The organism is Amycolatopsis sp. 2-15 (assembly GCF_030285625.1).
In the GTDB taxonomy this organism is placed as follows: Bacteria; Actinomycetota; Actinomycetes; order Mycobacteriales; family Pseudonocardiaceae; genus Amycolatopsis; species Amycolatopsis carbonis.
In genome coordinates, this window is the sequence record NZ_CP127294.1 from 2,970,323 (window position 1) to 2,985,805 (window position 15,483).

General features: G+C 69.8%; 16 protein-coding genes. 9 read left to right on the forward strand and 7 right to left on the reverse strand.

Annotation, left to right across the window (positions count from 1 at the left end; translation table 11 throughout):
• Positions 1-11: 11 nt before the first annotated feature.
• Positions 12-1,133 (reverse strand): DUF5938 domain-containing protein, encoded by a 1,122-nt coding sequence (locus QRX50_RS14615; RefSeq protein WP_285972479.1) that lies wholly within the window; start codon positions 1,131-1,133, stop codon positions 12-14.
• 57 nt (positions 1,134-1,190) lie between these two features.
• Entirely contained in the window at positions 1,191-1,994 is an 804-nt protein-coding gene (locus QRX50_RS14620; protein WP_285972480.1) for an SDR family NAD(P)-dependent oxidoreductase, read from the reverse strand.
• A gap of 128 nt (positions 1,995-2,122) precedes the next feature.
• Between QRX50_RS14620 and QRX50_RS14625 the strand changes: the two genes are divergently transcribed.
• From QRX50_RS14625 to QRX50_RS14635, 3 genes are all read left to right on the forward strand, one after another.
• Positions 2,123-2,746 (forward strand): TetR/AcrR family transcriptional regulator, encoded by a 624-nt coding sequence (locus tag QRX50_RS14625; protein WP_285972481.1) that lies wholly within the window; start codon positions 2,123-2,125, stop codon positions 2,744-2,746.
• Positions 2,747-2,894: 148 nt separating this feature from the next.
• Complete coding sequence (locus QRX50_RS14630) at positions 2,895-3,929, forward strand: Dyp-type peroxidase (RefSeq protein WP_285972482.1); 1,035 nt, start codon at positions 2,895-2,897, stop codon at positions 3,927-3,929.
• Positions 3,926-4,723, forward strand: coding sequence for a family 1 encapsulin nanocompartment shell protein (locus QRX50_RS14635; protein WP_285972483.1), 798 nt, complete (start codon positions 3,926-3,928; stop codon positions 4,721-4,723). Before QRX50_RS14630 ends, QRX50_RS14635 begins: the two co-directional genes overlap by 4 nt.
• Before the next feature lie 48 nt (positions 4,724-4,771).
• Here QRX50_RS14635 and QRX50_RS14640 read toward each other — a convergent pair whose 3' ends face one another.
• The 3 genes from QRX50_RS14640 to QRX50_RS14650 form a co-directional block, all read right to left on the reverse strand.
• Positions 4,772-5,692 carry a trypsin-like serine peptidase gene (locus QRX50_RS14640; protein WP_285972484.1) on the reverse strand — a complete coding sequence of 307 codons (921 nt, stop codon included), beginning with the start codon at positions 5,690-5,692 and terminating at the stop codon, positions 4,772-4,774.
• Between the two features lie 62 nt (positions 5,693-5,754).
• A complete protein-coding gene (locus QRX50_RS14645) occupies positions 5,755-6,216 on the reverse strand; it encodes a MarR family winged helix-turn-helix transcriptional regulator (RefSeq protein WP_285972485.1) in 462 nt (153 codons plus the stop codon).
• Positions 6,213-7,403 carry an MFS transporter gene (locus QRX50_RS14650; RefSeq protein ID WP_285972486.1) on the reverse strand — a complete coding sequence of 397 codons (1,191 nt, stop codon included), beginning with the start codon at positions 7,401-7,403 and terminating at the stop codon, positions 6,213-6,215. Before QRX50_RS14650 ends, QRX50_RS14645 begins: the two co-directional genes overlap by 4 nt.
• Before the next feature lie 67 nt (positions 7,404-7,470).
• Between QRX50_RS14650 and QRX50_RS14655 the strand changes: the two genes are divergently transcribed.
• Positions 7,471-8,460 (forward strand): ArsR/SmtB family transcription factor, encoded by a 990-nt coding sequence (locus tag QRX50_RS14655; RefSeq protein ID WP_285972487.1) that lies wholly within the window; start codon positions 7,471-7,473, stop codon positions 8,458-8,460.
• 104 nt (positions 8,461-8,564) lie between these two features.
• Positions 8,565-9,131, forward strand: coding sequence for a M15 family metallopeptidase (locus tag QRX50_RS14660; protein WP_285972488.1), 567 nt, complete (start codon positions 8,565-8,567; stop codon positions 9,129-9,131).
• Here QRX50_RS14660 and QRX50_RS14665 read toward each other — a convergent pair.
• Entirely contained in the window at positions 9,128-9,361 is a 234-nt protein-coding gene (locus tag QRX50_RS14665) for a hypothetical protein (protein WP_285972489.1), read from the reverse strand. The genes QRX50_RS14660 and QRX50_RS14665 overlap by 4 nt on opposite strands.
• Positions 9,362-9,666: 305 nt before the next feature.
• Here QRX50_RS14665 and QRX50_RS14670 point away from each other — a divergent pair, with 305 nt between their 5' ends.
• A complete protein-coding gene (locus tag QRX50_RS14670; RefSeq protein WP_285972490.1) occupies positions 9,667-10,197 on the forward strand; it encodes a DUF4232 domain-containing protein in 531 nt (176 codons plus the stop codon).
• A gap of 78 nt (positions 10,198-10,275) precedes the next feature.
• Positions 10,276-11,157 carry an ion transporter gene (locus QRX50_RS14675; RefSeq protein ID WP_285972491.1) on the forward strand — a complete coding sequence of 294 codons (882 nt, stop codon included), beginning with the start codon at positions 10,276-10,278 and terminating at the stop codon, positions 11,155-11,157.
• Between the two features lie 214 nt (positions 11,158-11,371).
• Here QRX50_RS14675 and QRX50_RS14680 read toward each other — a convergent pair whose 3' ends face one another.
• Positions 11,372-12,079, reverse strand: coding sequence for an NUDIX hydrolase (locus QRX50_RS14680; RefSeq protein WP_285972492.1), 708 nt, complete (start codon positions 12,077-12,079; stop codon positions 11,372-11,374).
• A 212-nt stretch (positions 12,080-12,291) separates the two neighbouring features.
• On the opposite strand from QRX50_RS14680, the gene QRX50_RS14685 reads away from it, so the two are divergent.
• Together QRX50_RS14685 and QRX50_RS14690 are read left to right on the forward strand one after the other, a co-directional pair.
• Positions 12,292-13,176, forward strand: coding sequence for a 5'-methylthioadenosine/S-adenosylhomocysteine nucleosidase family protein (locus QRX50_RS14685; protein ID WP_285972493.1), 885 nt, complete (start codon positions 12,292-12,294; stop codon positions 13,174-13,176).
• Positions 13,176-15,350 (forward strand): hypothetical protein, encoded by a 2,175-nt coding sequence (locus QRX50_RS14690; RefSeq protein ID WP_285972494.1) that lies wholly within the window; start codon positions 13,176-13,178, stop codon positions 15,348-15,350. Before QRX50_RS14685 ends, QRX50_RS14690 begins: the two co-directional genes overlap by 1 nt.
• Positions 15,351-15,483: the final 133 nt, after the last annotated feature.

Sequence of the window (15,483 nt, forward strand, 5' to 3'; positions counted from 1 at the left end):
GTCTCCCCGGCTCACGCGTGCACGGTCAGCACGGGGTTGGACACGAGCCCGAACGACCGCAGCACCCCGAGCAGCTCCCGGTGCCCGAACGCCTGGCACGCCGACGCGAACCCGGCGCGCCGCGGCGGCTGCTGCAACAGCGAGTACGCGGCATACGCCTGCAACAAGCCCGTCTGCTTGTAGTTGCAGGTCCCGTGGATCACGCAATGGGCGCGGCCCAGTGGGCCGGACGCGTGCACCGAGTCCAGCGAGGTGTTGAGCCGCTGGTTCTCCCGCGGCGGCATCTCGTCGCGCACGGCCGCGGCCTGCTCGTTCAGCACCTTGAGCTTCTCGGCTTCGGGCAGGTCTTTGATCTGCTCCAGCACGGCGGCCACGATCATCGGCACGCCCTGCATGAGCGCGCGGTCGAATACGCCGCCGATGGCCTTCACGTTGGCCACGCGCGGGTCGCGCTTGAACCACACCGGGTGCGAAGTCCCGCCCCACGGCAGCGCGAGGCCGGTTTCGTGGTGGCCGGGTACGACGACGTCGTGCAGCCCACCGTCGGCCGGCCACTCCTGGTACTCGTTCTGCTCCAGGTAGTACGCCGACGAGAGCGCCGCGTTGACGAGGATGGTGCGGGTCGAGGCGACCGTCGGGTAGCCCTTCCAGAACACCAGGATGTCGAGGGTGTCCAGCCCTGGCGTCTCCAGGCAGATGTTCGCGGCGATCTCGCCGGTCGTGTACATCTGCGCGACGCCCGGCGACAGCAGCAGCCCCTGGGCCGCCATGTCGGCGCCGTAGCGCTCCTCGGCCGAGATCAGCCAGTCCTGCTCCCCGGTCGTGTCGAGGTAGTGCGCCCCCGACGCGAGACAGGCCTGCACGACCTCGTGGCCGTACTCGCTGAACGGGCCGACGGTGTTGCACACCACCGACGCGCCCGCGAACAGCTCGGTGAGCGGGCCGACCTCGTGGGCCACCTCCACCACCTCGTGGTCCACGGTGTCGAGGCCGGGGATGTGGTCGAGCGATTCCTGGAGGCGGGCTTTGTCGCGCCCCGCGGCGACGAAGGGCACGTTGTACTCGCGCAGGTATTCGCAGATCAGGCGTCCGGTGTAGCCGGAAGCGCCGTAGACGACGACGGGCTTGCTCACGACGGTTGTCCTTTCGCAGAGGTCGCTGAAGTCAGTGGTGTCGGCTCGGGTTTCCGGTCACATGCCCATGCCGCCGTCGACCGGCAGCCCCGCGCCGGTGATGAACCGGGCGGCGTCGGAGGCGAGGAACACCACGGCGTCGGCCATGTCGGCCACCTCGCCGAGCCGGCCCGCCGGCGTCTGCCCGACCACGGCTCCGATCGCTTCCTCGACGCTGGGGAACAACCCCACCTCGACGACGTCGTTGGCCAGCTGGTTGCCCATCTGCGTGGGCACCAGCCCTGGGTACACGCAGTTCACGCGCACGCCGTAACCGAGCTTCCCGGCCTCCATCGCGGCCACGCGCGTGAGCCGGTCGACGGCCGACTTCGTGGCGGAGTAGCCCGCGATGCCGGGGAACGCGATGGTCGCGGCCACCGAGGAGATGTTCACGATCGAACCGCCGTTGCCGGCCGCGCCGCCGGGGCGCATCGCGCGGAACGCGTGCTTCACGCCGAGCGCGGTGCCCAGCACGTTGACCTCGAGCATCTTGCGCACGTGGGCGGGGTCGAGGTCGGCGAGGAGGCCGGTGATCTCCACGCCGGCGTTGTTCACCAGCACGTCGAGCCCGCCGTGCTCACCGACGACCGCGGCCACGGCCTGCTCCCAGCCCGCGTCGTCGGTCACGTCGAGGCGGACGAACCCGGCCGTGGCGCCGGTCTGCTTGATCGCGTCGGCCGTCGCGCGGCCCAGCTCCTCCTGCACGTCGGCGATGACCACGGTGGCCCCGGCCTTCGCGAGCGCCTCGGCCATCCCGGCCCCCAGGCCCTGTGCCCCACCCGTCACCAGCGCGGTTCGCCCGCTGAGGTCGTAGGAAACCATCGACATCTCCTCCTTGAGACATGCGGCGTAGGTCACACCGTAGCCAACTTTGGACAGTCGTCAAGATTTTCTTGGACGGTCGTCAAGGAATTTCCGTGCCGCGGACCGAGCCGCGCTAGACTCCCGGCGTGACGCAGGCAAAGGAGCGCATCTCGCGCCGGGGCGTGGACAAGTTCGCCCAGCGGCGCGAGCAGCTGGCGGAATCCGCGCTGCAGGCGCTCGCCGAGCTGGGCTACGCCCGCACCAGCCTGCGCGAGATCGCCCAGAAGTCCGATTTCTCCCACGGCGTGCTGCACTACTACTTCGCCGACAAGGTCGAGCTGCTCACCTACTCGGTGCGCAAGTTCGAAGAGGTCTGCGTGACGCGCTACGACGACGTCGTGGCCGAGGCGAACACCGCCGAGGAGCTCGAACGCGGCTTCGGCGCGGCCATGGCGGCCACGCTGCGCACCGACGCCGTGATGCACCGCCTCTGGTACGACCTGCGCAACCAGAGCCTGTTCGAGGAGTCCTTCCGCGCCGACGTGATCGAGATCGACGAGCGCAGGCAGGCCATGATCTGGCGCGTCGTCGAGCGCTACGCCGAGCTGGCCGGCGCCGTGCCGCAGGTGTCCGAGGCGGTCGCGTATGCCACGTTCGACGGCCTCTTCCAGCAGTTCCTGCTCCGGCACGTGGCCGGGCGGGAGAGCGCGGTCGCCGAGCTGGGTGAAGCCGTGCCGCGGGTGGTCAAGCAACTGTTCTGCACGACCTGACGTCGTGTGCTGCCCGGCCGTGTGAGTGCGGCGGGCAAATCCAGCGCACCAGGCTAGGATTCCGGACGTTCGGTCGGCAGGCAGGAGAGCCAGTGGTCGGGAAAGCGCGCTGCGCAGGGGGTGCTCTGTGACGGCATCCTCAGCTGAGTTGCCTCCGGAACCCCAGGAGGTGGTCGGCCCGCTCACGCGCGCGGCGATCTTCCTGGTGGTCCGTGTGAACCCCGGCGGGGAGTCCGTGGCGAAGGACCTGCTGGCCGATTTGGCCGGGTTGCAGCGTTCCGTCGGGTTCCGGTCGCTGGACGGCGGGCTCACGTGCGTGGCCGGCATCAGCTCGTCGGCGTGGGACCGGATCTACGGCTCGCCGAAGCCGGCGGAACTGCACGACCTGCCGGTGTTCGCCGGGGACAAGCACACCAGCGTGACGACCAAGGCCGACCTGCTGTTCCACCTGCGGGCCGAGCGCATGGACCTGTGCTTCGAGCTCGAGTCGCTGATCATGGCGCGGCTCGAGGGCGTGGTCACGGTCGTCGACGAGGTGCAGGGCTTCCGTTACTTCGACGCGCGTGACGTGCTCGGGTTCGTCGACGGCACCGAGAACCCGACCGGCCGCGGCGCCGTCGAGGCCGTGCTGGTCGACGACGACGAGGCGTTCAACGGCGGCAGCTACGTGATCGTGCAGAAATACCTGCACGACATGACGGCGTGGAACAAGCTGACCACCGAGCAGCAGGAGCTGGTGATCGGCCGGCGCAAACTGTCCGATGTGGAGCTGTCGGACGACGAGAAGCCCGCCGACTCGCACATCGCGCTCAACGTGATCGAAGACGAAGACGGCAACGAGCTCGACATCCTGCGTGACAACATGCCCTTCGGGCGCCCTGCGTACGGCGAGTTCGGCACGTACTTCATCGGCTACGCCAAGACGCCCTCGATCATCGAGAAGATGCTGGAGAACATGTTCGTCGGCTCGCCGCCCGGCAACACCGACCGCATCCTCGACTTCTCGACGCCGCTCACGGGTGCGTTGTTCTACGTACCCACGGCGGAGTTCCTGGAAGGCCCGATCGTCGAGAGCGACGCGTCGGATGAGTCCGAGCCCTCGTCACTCAAGCCCCAGTCCCCGGCACCCAAGCCCGGCACCTCGCTGGGCATCGGCAGCCTGCGAAGGAGTCCCCGGTCATGAACAACCTGCATCGCGAACTCGCCCCGATCTCCGACGTCGCCTGGTCGGACCTCGAGGACGAGGCCCGGCGCACGTTCGCCGAGTTCGCGTCGGCGCGCAAGGTGGTCGACGTGGTCGTGGTCGACGACGCGACCCTGTCCGCCGTGGGCACGGGGCACGTCGAGGGTGTCGAGAGCCCGCTGGCCGGCGTGACCACGAGGCTTCGCACGGCGCAGCGGATCGTGGACCTGAAGGTGCCCTTCACCGTCACGCGCGAGGCCGTCGACTCCGTGGAGTGGGGCGCGAAGGACCCGGACTGGCAGCCGGTGAAGGACGCCGCGCAGGCCATCGCGTACGCCGAGGACCGCATCGTGTTCGACGGCTTCGCCGGCGCCGGCATCGCGGGCATCCGACCGGCGTCTTCGCTGAGCCCGGTCGCGCTGCCCGGTGAGGCGAGCGCGTATCCGAAGGCGATCGGCGACGCGCTGGCGAAGCTGCGTTCGGCCGGCGTCGCGGGGCCGTACTCGGTGCTGCTGAGCAACGCCGCGTACACCGCCGCGATCGAGGCGGCCGACCACGGTTACCCGGTGCTGGAGCACCTGAAGCAGATCGTGGACGGGGACCTGATCCTGACGCCGGCGATCGAGGGCGCGTGCGTGCTCACGACCCGCGGCGGCGACTACGAGCTGCACTTCGGGCAGGACCTGTCGATCGGCTACACGAGCCACGACGCCGACAGCGTGCAGCTGTACTTCCGCGAGACGCTGACGTTCCTGGTCAACACGGCCGAAGCCGCGGTCGGCCTGACTGCTTGAGTTCGACCGGGGAAGCCGCCCTCGTGTGGGCGGCTTCCCCTTTTCGCTTCAGAGCTTTTCGGCCGCTTCGTAGAGGTTCTTCGCGTCCGCCCCGAGCGTGGCGCCTTCGAGGCTGAGGGTCTTGGACTCGCCGGTGGTCTCGTCGTAGTCGAGTTCGCCGCGGCTGGTGACCGAGAAGATCTCGCCGTCACCGGTCCAGCGGTTGAAGCCGTCGAACCACGGGCCGCCGCTGGAACCGCCGGCCATGTCGCACGTGGACATCCAGTGGTCGAACCCGGCCGGGTCCTGGTGCGCGGGCAGGTCGCACCACATCAGCGCTTCCCCGAAGTACGCCTTCGAACCGGCGTACCCGACGATCGCGGCCTGCGTGGTTCCCTTGTGGTCGAAGGAAATCCGCTGTGTGCCCGCGACCTGGGCGATGTGGTGGCCCTGCTGCTGGTCGAGCACGACCATGGCCACGTCGGGTTCGCTGCCCGTGGTATAGGAGTGGCGGAAGGCGAGCGCGCGCGTCGCGAACACCCCGTGCAAGCGGCGGCCCTGGTCGTAGCCGGGCACGAACACGGAGTTCTTGATCGGGATCACCTGGTCCTCGCGGTTCTGCCCGGCGTACGCGCAGTGCCCGGCCGTCACGAGGACGTCGCCGCTCGTGCTCGGCACGGCGGTCGCGGTGCACCAGCTGTCCTGCGGCGCCTCGCCGGGCGAGACCTCGGTGAAGAACAGCCGCCCGACGCCCTGCGGCTCCGGCCCGGCCCAGCGCTTCGCCACCTGCTCCACGCGGTCGATCGTGTCGGCTCCGGCGGCCTTCATCTTCTCGGGCGTCCAGTACGCGAGCGCGGCCGCGCGGTCGGCGGTGCTGAAGGCGGTCACATCGTTCTCACCGGCGGCCGAGGCGGTGGTGGTCGCCGTGGCGGCTGCGGCCACCACCGCGGCGAGGGTCACCAGGGTGCGGCGGATCGTCAAGATCGTCATGATCAGGAGACGGCCGGGGCTGCGGGCGGTTCCGACTCGGTCCGGTGAATTGCCCGGTCGTGCTAAGCCGGGGTGCCGCCGAGGGCGTCGAGGATCTTCTCGCACGTCGCGGTGAAGCGGGCGGCTTCGGTGGGCGAGACGACGTCGAAGAAGAGCTTGCGGACCTGCGCCACGTGGGCGGGGGCGGCGTCGACGATGGCCTGGTGCCCGGCGGGCGTGAGGCAGAACTCGGGGGAGCGCGCGTTGTCCGTGGGTTCGCGGCAGACGAGGCCACGGTGCTCCATGCGCTTGAGGTGGTGGGAGAGCCGGCTTTTCTCCCAGTCGGTGGATTCGACGAGTTCGTACGCGCGCATGCGCTCGTCCGGGGCTTCCGACAGGGTGACCAGAATCGTGTAGTCGGCGCCGGAGAGGCCGAACTCGTCCTGCAGGTGCCGGGTGAGCGCGTGGTCGAGGCGCCGGCTCATCTCGAGGAAAGCACGCCAGGCACGCTGCTCGCCGTCGCCGAGCCAGCGCTGTTCTTTCATGAGGGGCGATGGTACCGGGGTCGGTTTCGCGTCAGCGCCGGCAACGCGGCCAGCAACGCGAGGCCGCGCACGACGCCGGCGACGGGGTAGGGGGCGCGCAGCCCGAAGGCCGCCGCGAGGAAGCCGCCGGTCAGCGTGCCGAGAGGGATGAGGCCCCAGCCGAGAAGTTTGTAGACGCTGGTGACGCGCCCGAGCAGCGGCGCCGGCACGAGGTCCTGGCGCAGGCTGACGGTGACGACGTTCCAGAGCGTGGTGACGAAACCGTTGAGGGCGAGGAGAACGCCGAGGACCACGGCGTTCGGGCTGAGGCCGATGGCGGCGAAGACCGCGGCGTTCGCGGCGAGGCTGGTGATCAGGGCACGGTACGGCCCGATTTTCGCGACGACCCGGGCGTTGACCAGACCACCGGCGACGCTGCCGACGGCCGCGGCCGCGAGCAGCACACCGTAGCCGCCGGCGCTGACGTGGAGGGTCTCGGTCGCGAGGAGAACGAGGGTCGCCGTGGCGAGCTGGCCGCAGAAGGTGTTGACGCCCAGCAGGATCGCGAGCGTGCGCAACAGCCGGTGGTGTGCGAGCCAGCGGAGGCCTTCGACGACCGGGGCTTTCCGCGTGCCTTGGTGCGTGCGGCGAGGCAGCTTCGCGACGAGCGCGGCGGACGCGGCGTAGGAGACCGCGTCGAGCCCGAACGGGAGCGCGGCCGCGAGCGCGAACAACGCGCTGCCCAGCGGCGGGCCGGCGAACTGGACGCCCACCGTCTTCACGACCTGAAGCGAGCCGTTGGCGTGGGCCAGCAACGGTTTCGGGACGACGTCGGGCAGGAACGCCTGTGCGGCCGTGCCGAACACGACGTCGCCGGCGCCGAGGGCGACGGCCGTGAGGACCAGCAGCACGACCGTCGCCTGGTGGCCGGCGACGAGCAGCGCGACGGCACCCGCGACCGCGGCCTGCGAGAGCTGGGCGCGCGTCATGAGCCGGACGCGGTCGTGCCGGTCCGCCCAGGCACCCGCCGGCAGCGAGAGCAGCAACCACGGCACGTACCCGGCGGCGGCCACCAGCGAAACCAGCCGGGGATCGCGCGTGACGGTGACGGCCAGCAGGGGCATGGCCGTGACGAAGGCGCCGTTGCCGACGTTGTCGATCCCGTTGGCCCACCACAGCTTCCGGTACCCCAGCGGCAGTTTCGTCACGACGGGGATCCTGGCCGTGCCGCGTCGGCGGCGACATGATTTAGCCGAGTGCTACATACTCGGTGGAGTGGCGGACATCGTCGAGGTGGGCGTCGCCGAGCTGGCGGCGACGCGCTTCGCCGTGTCGCCGTTGTCGGAGACGGTGGCGGCGCTGCTGCAGGTCATGGGGCGCACCCTGGGGCCGCTGCACCAGCCGTGGTTGCGGTGGGTTGCCGACGAGCTCGCGCGTGAGCCGCTCGACGTGCCGCTGGCCTGGGCTTTGCTGACCGCCAAGGGGCTGGGCTGGCCGAACTTCCTCGTCCCCGCTCCGGCGCACGCGACCAGCACGATCGACGACGACCTCGCCCTGCTCGGGCGCACCACGGCGCGGCAGGTGCGGGCCAGTATCTCGCGGGTTTTCGGGGACGATCCGCCGCCGGTCGTCGCGGATTTCGCGGCGCGTCCGGCGGCGGGGTTGCGGGTGCTGGCGGACGAGCTACGCGTGGCCTACGTTCGTCTGGTGGCGCCGCATTGGCCGCGGATCCGGGCCGTGCTGGACGCCGACGTCGTCTACCGGGCGCGTCAGCTGACGGTCGGTGGCGCGCAACGGCTGTTCGCCGATCTGCACCCCGAGCTGAGCTGGTCGGCCGGGTGGTTGCGCCTGTCCGGGACGGGCCGGGACGTGGTCGTCAACCGGGGGCCGGGGGGTCTGGTGCTGATGCCGCTCGTGCTCGGTTCGCCGGACGTGCTGATCAAGCGCAACACCGCCACGCAGACCACCGTGCGGTATCCGGCGCGTGGCGTCGGTTCACTGTGGACAGTCGGCGCCGCGCCGGCCGGAGACGCCCTGGTCCGCCTGCTGGGCCGGGCGCGGGCCGAGCTGCTGGAAGCCCTGCGGTCGCCGACGACGACCACGGATCTGGCGTCGGCGCTCGGTGTTTCGCCGAGCGCGGTGTCGCAGCACCTGCGCGTGTTGCGGGAGAACGGCCTGGTCGCGGGGCAACGGTCCGGGCGTTCGGTGCTGTACCTGACGACTCCGCTCGGCGAGGCGCTGCTCGGCCGGCGCCCTGTTACGTGATCCTGCGCAGCTGTTACGCGGCGCGGACATTCGCCTGACGGTCCGGCGACACGCGGGCCGCACCGTGGTCCGGGTGATCGTCGTGGGGTCGTCCGGGAGTGGGAATGCCTGAAATCCGTACCAAGTTCGTGCTGTTGCTGCTGCCCGCGGTGCTCGTCGCGGGGTGTTCGACAGCGGCGGCGGAGTGGCCGACGGGCGTCGCCTCGGGTTCTTCCGGCTCCGACCCCGACACCGATCCGGCGCAGGGCGGGATTCCGTCGGGCAAGGACCTCACGCCGTTCGACACGAGCTACCCGGCCGTGTCGAATCTGGATCCGGGCCTGCTGAAGGCCGTGCAGCAGGCGGCGACGGACGCGCGCGGGCGGGGGATCGAGTTCAAGGTGACTTCGGGCTGGCGGAGCAAGGCGTATCAGCAGCGGCTGCTCGAAGAGGGGATCCAGAAGTACGGGAGCCTCGAAAACGCGCGCCAATACGTGAACACGCCGGAGAAATCGACGCACGTTTCCGGCAAGGCCGTGGACATCGGCCCGACCGACGCCGACGACTGGCTCATCCGCCACGGCGACGACTACGGCCTCTGCCAGGCGTATTCCAACGAGCTGTGGCATTTCGAGCTGCTCACGACGCCGGGTGGCACGTGCCCGGCGCCGTTGCCGAACGCGGCGGGTTAGCTTTCGTTGGTGCGGCTTTCCTTGGTGCGGCGGCGAAACGTGTCGATCAGAAAGCACGCGACCGGATCGCCGCCGCGTTCCGGGGTGCCGAAGCCGGGTCCCGGCGGGTTGACGACTCGGCCGTTCTGTGTGGTGAAGGCCGTGCCGGTGGCCGTGGCCGGCACCGCCTCGAACGCCAGCGAGCCGCCGATCACGGCCAGCGCCGCGACCCCCTTGCCGATGGTCCTCATCCGCGTCCTCCTCCGGTTCGTGACACCGAGCTTGGCACGCGAATTAATCACCGGTCAAACAGGTTACACATGAGGTAATACTTCGGTCAGGTCTCCGGCGCGCAGTCATCCTCCCGCGGCGATCACTACCTGGTGGACGCTTGTGGTCACGCAAGGTTGCTTTCGTGGGGTCAATCCCACGTAAGGCGGTAATCCGTCTGTCGCGTGGGCATATTTCGAGAGAGCAGGCCGGACGGGTGAATGAATCACCGGAGGCCGCGCTCCGCGGCGGATCGTCCGCTCGCGTCCAGGGAGGGAGCCACCCCATGACCAGCACTCTTCGCCGGGCCGCCACCATCACCGCTCTGGCCGGCGCGGCAGCCGCCTCCGTCGCCTTCCTCGGCGCGGGTACGGCCTCGGCCATGCCCACCGACTTCCGCTGCACCGCGGCGCAGGTCGACACCACCGTCGTCGCCGGCGACCCGGGCGCCGGGCAGCGCTACGCGAACGTCGTGTTCACCGCGAAGCCCGGCGAGTCCTGCAACTTCCAGGGCGCCCTGCCGGTCTCTTTCACCGGCGCCGACGGCGTCACCGTCACCCCCGAGGCCGGCTCTTCGGACGCGCCCTTGGTCACCATTGCCGATGGTCAGCAGGCCACGATGCTCCTGCACTGGAGCGGCATCGAGGCGCCCGAGCGCCAGGTCCAGCCCTCCGCCGTCACCATCACGGCGCCCGGCACCACGACCCCGCGGGGCGACACCAGCGACCCGCAGATCACGCTGCCGTGGGACCAGTCGCCGCTGGACGCTTCCGCCGAGGCCCACAATGTCACGGTGGGCCCGGTCATCGCCGCCTGACGCCGGGGCTCGTCGCGCGGCCCGAGGGGTGCTGACGTGCCATGATCGGGCCACGCGGCGTCGATTCCTGGAGATGGCATGATTACCACCGGCCGGCGGGAGGCCGAGCTCAACAGCGGGATCCTTCCCGGCAACGTGCACGTGGACGACTGGGTGATGTTCGTGCTCGCAGTCGTCTCCGTCGGGGGCCTGGGCTACCTGCTGCTCGGGCCCCCGCCGCCGGCCGATCTCGACGCGTGGTTCTTCCGCGTCGACTGCGTGGTCTGCGGCATCTTCCTGCTCCACTTCCTCTGGCGGTGGCGCAAGATCGCCTGGCGCACGGCCTTCCTGACGCGCAACTGGTACGAGGTCTTCGCGATGATCCCGGTCGCGTACCCGCCGTTCGTCGCGCAGCACCACCTGATCGCCGGGCTGCTGCTGCTCATCCGCATCGGCCGCGCGGCCGACCGGGCCGTCGGGGAGCAGTTCTTCTACCGCCTGGTGGAGAAACTTTCCGACCCGATCGTGCGTGCCATCAAAAAACCCGTGACGATCGCCGTGATGGACGAGGTCGTCAAGGTCCTGGAGACGGGCAACTACCCGGAGAACCTCGCGAGGTCACTCAGCGAGAACAAGGTGGAGCTCCGCGCCATCATCACGGAAAAACTCGCCGCCGACCCGCAGCTCGGCCGCCTCCGCCGCCTCCCCTTCCACGACGAGATCGTCCGCGCGGCCGTCGACGCGTCCTTCCGGGTCCTGCTGGAGGTCCTCCTGGATCCCCGCATCGACGACTTCTTCTCCGCCGTGGTGCGGGAAAACCGCGAACAGATCCGCCGCGCCGTTTCCCTGGGCCTGAACGAGGTGGACGAATCCCCGGACGAAGGCCTGCTTCGCACCCGGCCGCAGCGGACGGCGGCGCGGGAGTACGACCTCAGCCATCCCCGTCCGGAGCCGACCAAGCCGCCTGAGCAGCGGCGGTGACCGGGGGCGGCTGCTGAGGTGCGGCCGTGTTCAGCGTGCACCCGGTCAGCACGCCGCCCAGTGTCGCGCCGGCGGCGAAAGCGAGCGTGACGGCGCGGACCGCGTAGCCGGCCGTGCAGTGGATCTCCATCGCGACCCCATTCATGTCGATGTGACGATTATGCGGTCCACGGTAGGCCTGCACTCTTTTAACGTCAAGATGACGAGAATTTCGTCAGGGACTGCGCAGCATCGCGGGGTGCAGGATGGTGGCCGGGCCGCGCCGGAACACGGCCGCGGGGCGGCCGGCTTGGCGTGACACCCGTTCACCGGTCGGGACCAGAAAACCCGGCACGCTCATGATCTTGCGGTGGAAGTTGCGCGGGTCGAGGGTTTCGCCCCAGACGATCTCGTAAACCTCGCGCAGGTCCGTCACGGTGAACTCGGGTCCGCAGAACGCGGCCGCGAGCGTGGTGTACTCGAGCTTGCTCCGCGCGCGTTCCACGGCATCGGTGATGATCTTCTTGTGGTCGAACGCGACCGTCGCTCGCGGCCGCAGCACCTTGTCCACAGGCATCAGCACCGCCTCGCTCGCGTCTCCGCCCGCCGCGGGTTCCGGCAGGTTCGGTGAGAAGCCGAGGTAGCACACGGTGATGACCCGACGACGCGGATCGCGCCCCGGTGTCCCGTAGGTGCGCAGCTGCTCCAGGTGTAGATCTTTCGCGTGCAGCCCGGTCTCTTCCTCCAGCTCGCGCGCGGCCGCGACGTCGAGGTCTTCCTCGGTTGACGCGAGGAATCCACCGGGGAGTGCGAGCATCCCCTCGTAGGGCGGGATTCCGCGTTTCACCAGCATGATCTGCAGCGCTCCGTCGTGGACGGTGAGCACCGCGAGGTCCACCGCGACGGCCACTTCGGGCAGGGTCCAGCCCTCGTCGTCAGGCATCGTCGGCGCGTTCCGCGGCAACCGGGCGAGTGTCCATAGTGCACAGTGTAGCTGCCGGGAAAATATTCGTCTTATTGACGAGAATGCACCGTGCGGTCTACCGTGCAACTTGCACTCGTCACCTCCCGCCGCCGACCCCGTCCGACCGGGCCGCCGGTCACCCCGTGCTGCCCGGGAGGAAACGCTATGACGGAACGAATCGGAGCGACCCCATGATCGTCATCCTCACCGCGCTGGACATCGAGCACGGCGCGGTCCGTGCCCGGATGACCGGTGTGGAGCAGCGCAGCCACCGGGCCGGCACGCTGTTCGACGTCGGCACGCTCGACGACTGGCCGGCGTGCACCGTGGCCCTCGCGGTCACCGGCATGGGCAACGACAAGGCCGCCGCGCTCGCGGAACGCGCCGTCGCGGAGTTCTCCCCGGCGGCGATCCTCTTCGTCGGTGTCGCGGGTGGCCTGCGCGAATGGCTTCAGCTCGGCGACGTGATCGTGGCGGACAAGGTTTATGCCTACCAGGGCGGCCGCAGCATTGACGAAGGGCTGCTGAGCCGGCCGCGGGCCTGGGAGCTGTCCCACCGCGCCGACCAGCTCGCCCGCTCCCTGAAGCGCGACGGCACGTGGAGCCGCTCCCTTTCCGCCCCGAGTCAGGGCGACACTCCGCGTGTCCACTTGGGACCGATCGCGGCCGGTGACGTGCTGCTCGACTCCAAGCTCTCGGACGTCGCGGAACTGTTGCGCAAGAACTACAACGACGCCGTGGCCGTGGAGATGGAGAGCGCGGGCCTGGCGCTGGCCGGTCACCTCAACGGGAACATCCCGGCCGTCACGGTCCGCGGCATCAGCGACCACGCCGGCGGCGAAAAGGACCTCACCGACCGCGAAGGCTGGCAGGGGCCGGCTTCCCGCAATGCCGCCGCCTTCGCTGTCGCGCTGGCCGCGGCTCTCGATGACGGACGGGACGGTGAGGGCCGCGCGAAGGAAGATCCGGCGGTGCCGCCGACCCCGGGGCCGACCCTGATCGCGCGGGACAACGCCCGCGTCCGCCACCAGATCGGCGTGATCCACGGCGGCGCGAACTTCGGAGGTGAGAAGTAATGAATCTCCCTCCGCAGGAGAGCGGCCCCATCGCTCAGGGCGATGCGCAGGTCGGCTACCAGATCGGCAGGATCGAGGGTTCGGCCACCTTCCACGACCACGGGACCTATCACATCAACCAGGCGGATCCGCCGGACCGGAAGTTCAAGGTCGCGCTCAACCATTTGGAAGGCGGGACCGCGCGCAGCGCGGAAAAAATCTTCGGGGACCTCGTGCGCGACGGCTACGGCAGCGCGCAGATCGCTTACTACTACGCGCTCTCCGTCTTCAGCGAGCGCTCGCTGAACGAGATGGGCGACGAAATGTACTCGCGGTACCAAGACGCGAAGCGCACGGCGGCGCGGTTTCCGGACGACGAGTGGAGGGCCGCGCTCGCCGTCGTCGAGGAACTGCTTTCGTGCGTGTGGCGGCAGGAAAGCGGGGAGGGTCTCGACCCGACCGCGCTGCCGAAGGCCATCGACAACTTCAACGCCCTGTCCGTCGGCCGTCAGATCGAGATCACCCGGCACCTCGACATGATTCTCGGTGGCGCGATCCAGGACCACCTCGACGTGGTCGAAGCCCAGCGAGTGGCCCAGGCGCGGCTGGACCGTGGCAGAGCGAAACGTGCGTGGAAGTTCTTCGAGCCCACCCCGGCCAAGCCCAGGCTTCTCGGCGTGCCGCCGGTGAACGTTCCCGCGGCTACCTGGGCCCGGATCTGGCTGGGTGTCGCGGTGTTCGTGATCGCGGTGATAGTGGCCCTGTCTTCGATCGGTTCGGGGAACACGGTGCTCGGGTTGGTCGCGTTGGTCGTTTTCGGCGTCGGCTTGGGCGGTGCGGTGCGATTCGGACTCGACCGGGAGCTGCGGGCGAGGAAACTGGCGTGGCTGGACGCCGAGCACGGGTACACGTTGCAGCGACAGGCGATGGTGTCGCCGGGGCACTGGGTCTCGACCGACTTCGTCCGGCAGATCCACGAGCAGGTGGACGCGCGGTTCTCCGAAGCCCGGCCGCACGTCGAAGGTCAGTGGCCGGCGGCGACCGAAGGGGTTCGCGAGTACCTCAAGTGGCGGTTCGTGACCCTCTACGGCAACGCCCAGGTCAAGGCGCCCATGGTGAACTGGCTGATCCGGTGGCACGCGAAACGCGTCGCGGACGGCTGGCTGACCGGCACGAGGTTCGGCTATCGCGCGGGCCTGCTGCCGTCCTCGCGAACGATCGCGCTGTTCCGCGTGGGTGTCGCGGCGGCAGCCGCCGGATTCGTGGGCATGGCCAGCTCGCAGGCCGGGTACGTCGGCGCCGCGGTCTTCGCCGCGGTCGGTGCGTTCCTCGTGTGGCGTCCGGTCGTGCAGGTCTACGCCGCGCGGCAGTTGCGCACGGAGCAGGAAGCGGCCGGCCGGCAGTTGTTCGCTGAGGAACAGCAGGGCTACGACGCTTGGCTGGCGATACTCGCCGATCGGCCGACGGACGCGGAGATGGCCGTCTGGCTGGACCTGGACAAGTCCCACCTCAAGACCGCGGCTCTGCGCCGGGCTTCGCTCACGAACCGTGACGTGGTCGCGCACGTGGTTCTCACGGAAGGCGATCCCGCCTCGCTCCGCGCCCGGGAAGCCGGCGGGCCGATGCGGTACTCGAAGTACGTGGTCCTCGTGTTCCTCCTGACGGGCAGCGGGGTGCGGGAGGTCGAGGTGGATCTCGATTTCCTGAACGCGAACACCCACGACGAGCGGCGGACCTCGTTCCGGTACGACGCCCTGGCGTCGGCGCGAGTGTCCGAGGTGGGGGTGCGCTACGCCGATAACAAGCGCTACATCGTCCGGCCCGACGACACCGCCGCGCACCTGGACAAGCACACCCTGCGCAAACGGGCGTTCCGGCTGCGCCTGCTCGACGGGGACGACATCTCGGTGGTCGTCGAGACCTACCGCCGGCAGGTCGACGTGACCGAAGAAGAGGACGAGGCCCGGCTGAACTTCTTCGCGCTCGAGGCCTCCGGCATCGTCGGCGCGCTGCACGTGCTCGAAGCCGTTGCCGCCGAAGGCCGGGACTGGATCGCGCGGGAGCAGGAACGCCGTCGGCGGCGGTACGAGGACTGGCGCCGCGCCGCCGGACCGAGATTGCTCGCCGACGGGTTGCGTGACCCCTTCGGTGAAGACGATCCGAAGGTGGGACCGGAGGTCCCCGCGCCACGGTGACCCGGGGGAGGGAAACCCGGGGGCGGTCTTCGGGCCGCCCCCGGGCCTTGGGCGACGGTGCCGTCAACCGCTGAACGAGTGCTGCCCGCCCGGGCCCGGGCGGCGGAGGGGCGGGAGTACGCTGGAGTCCTTC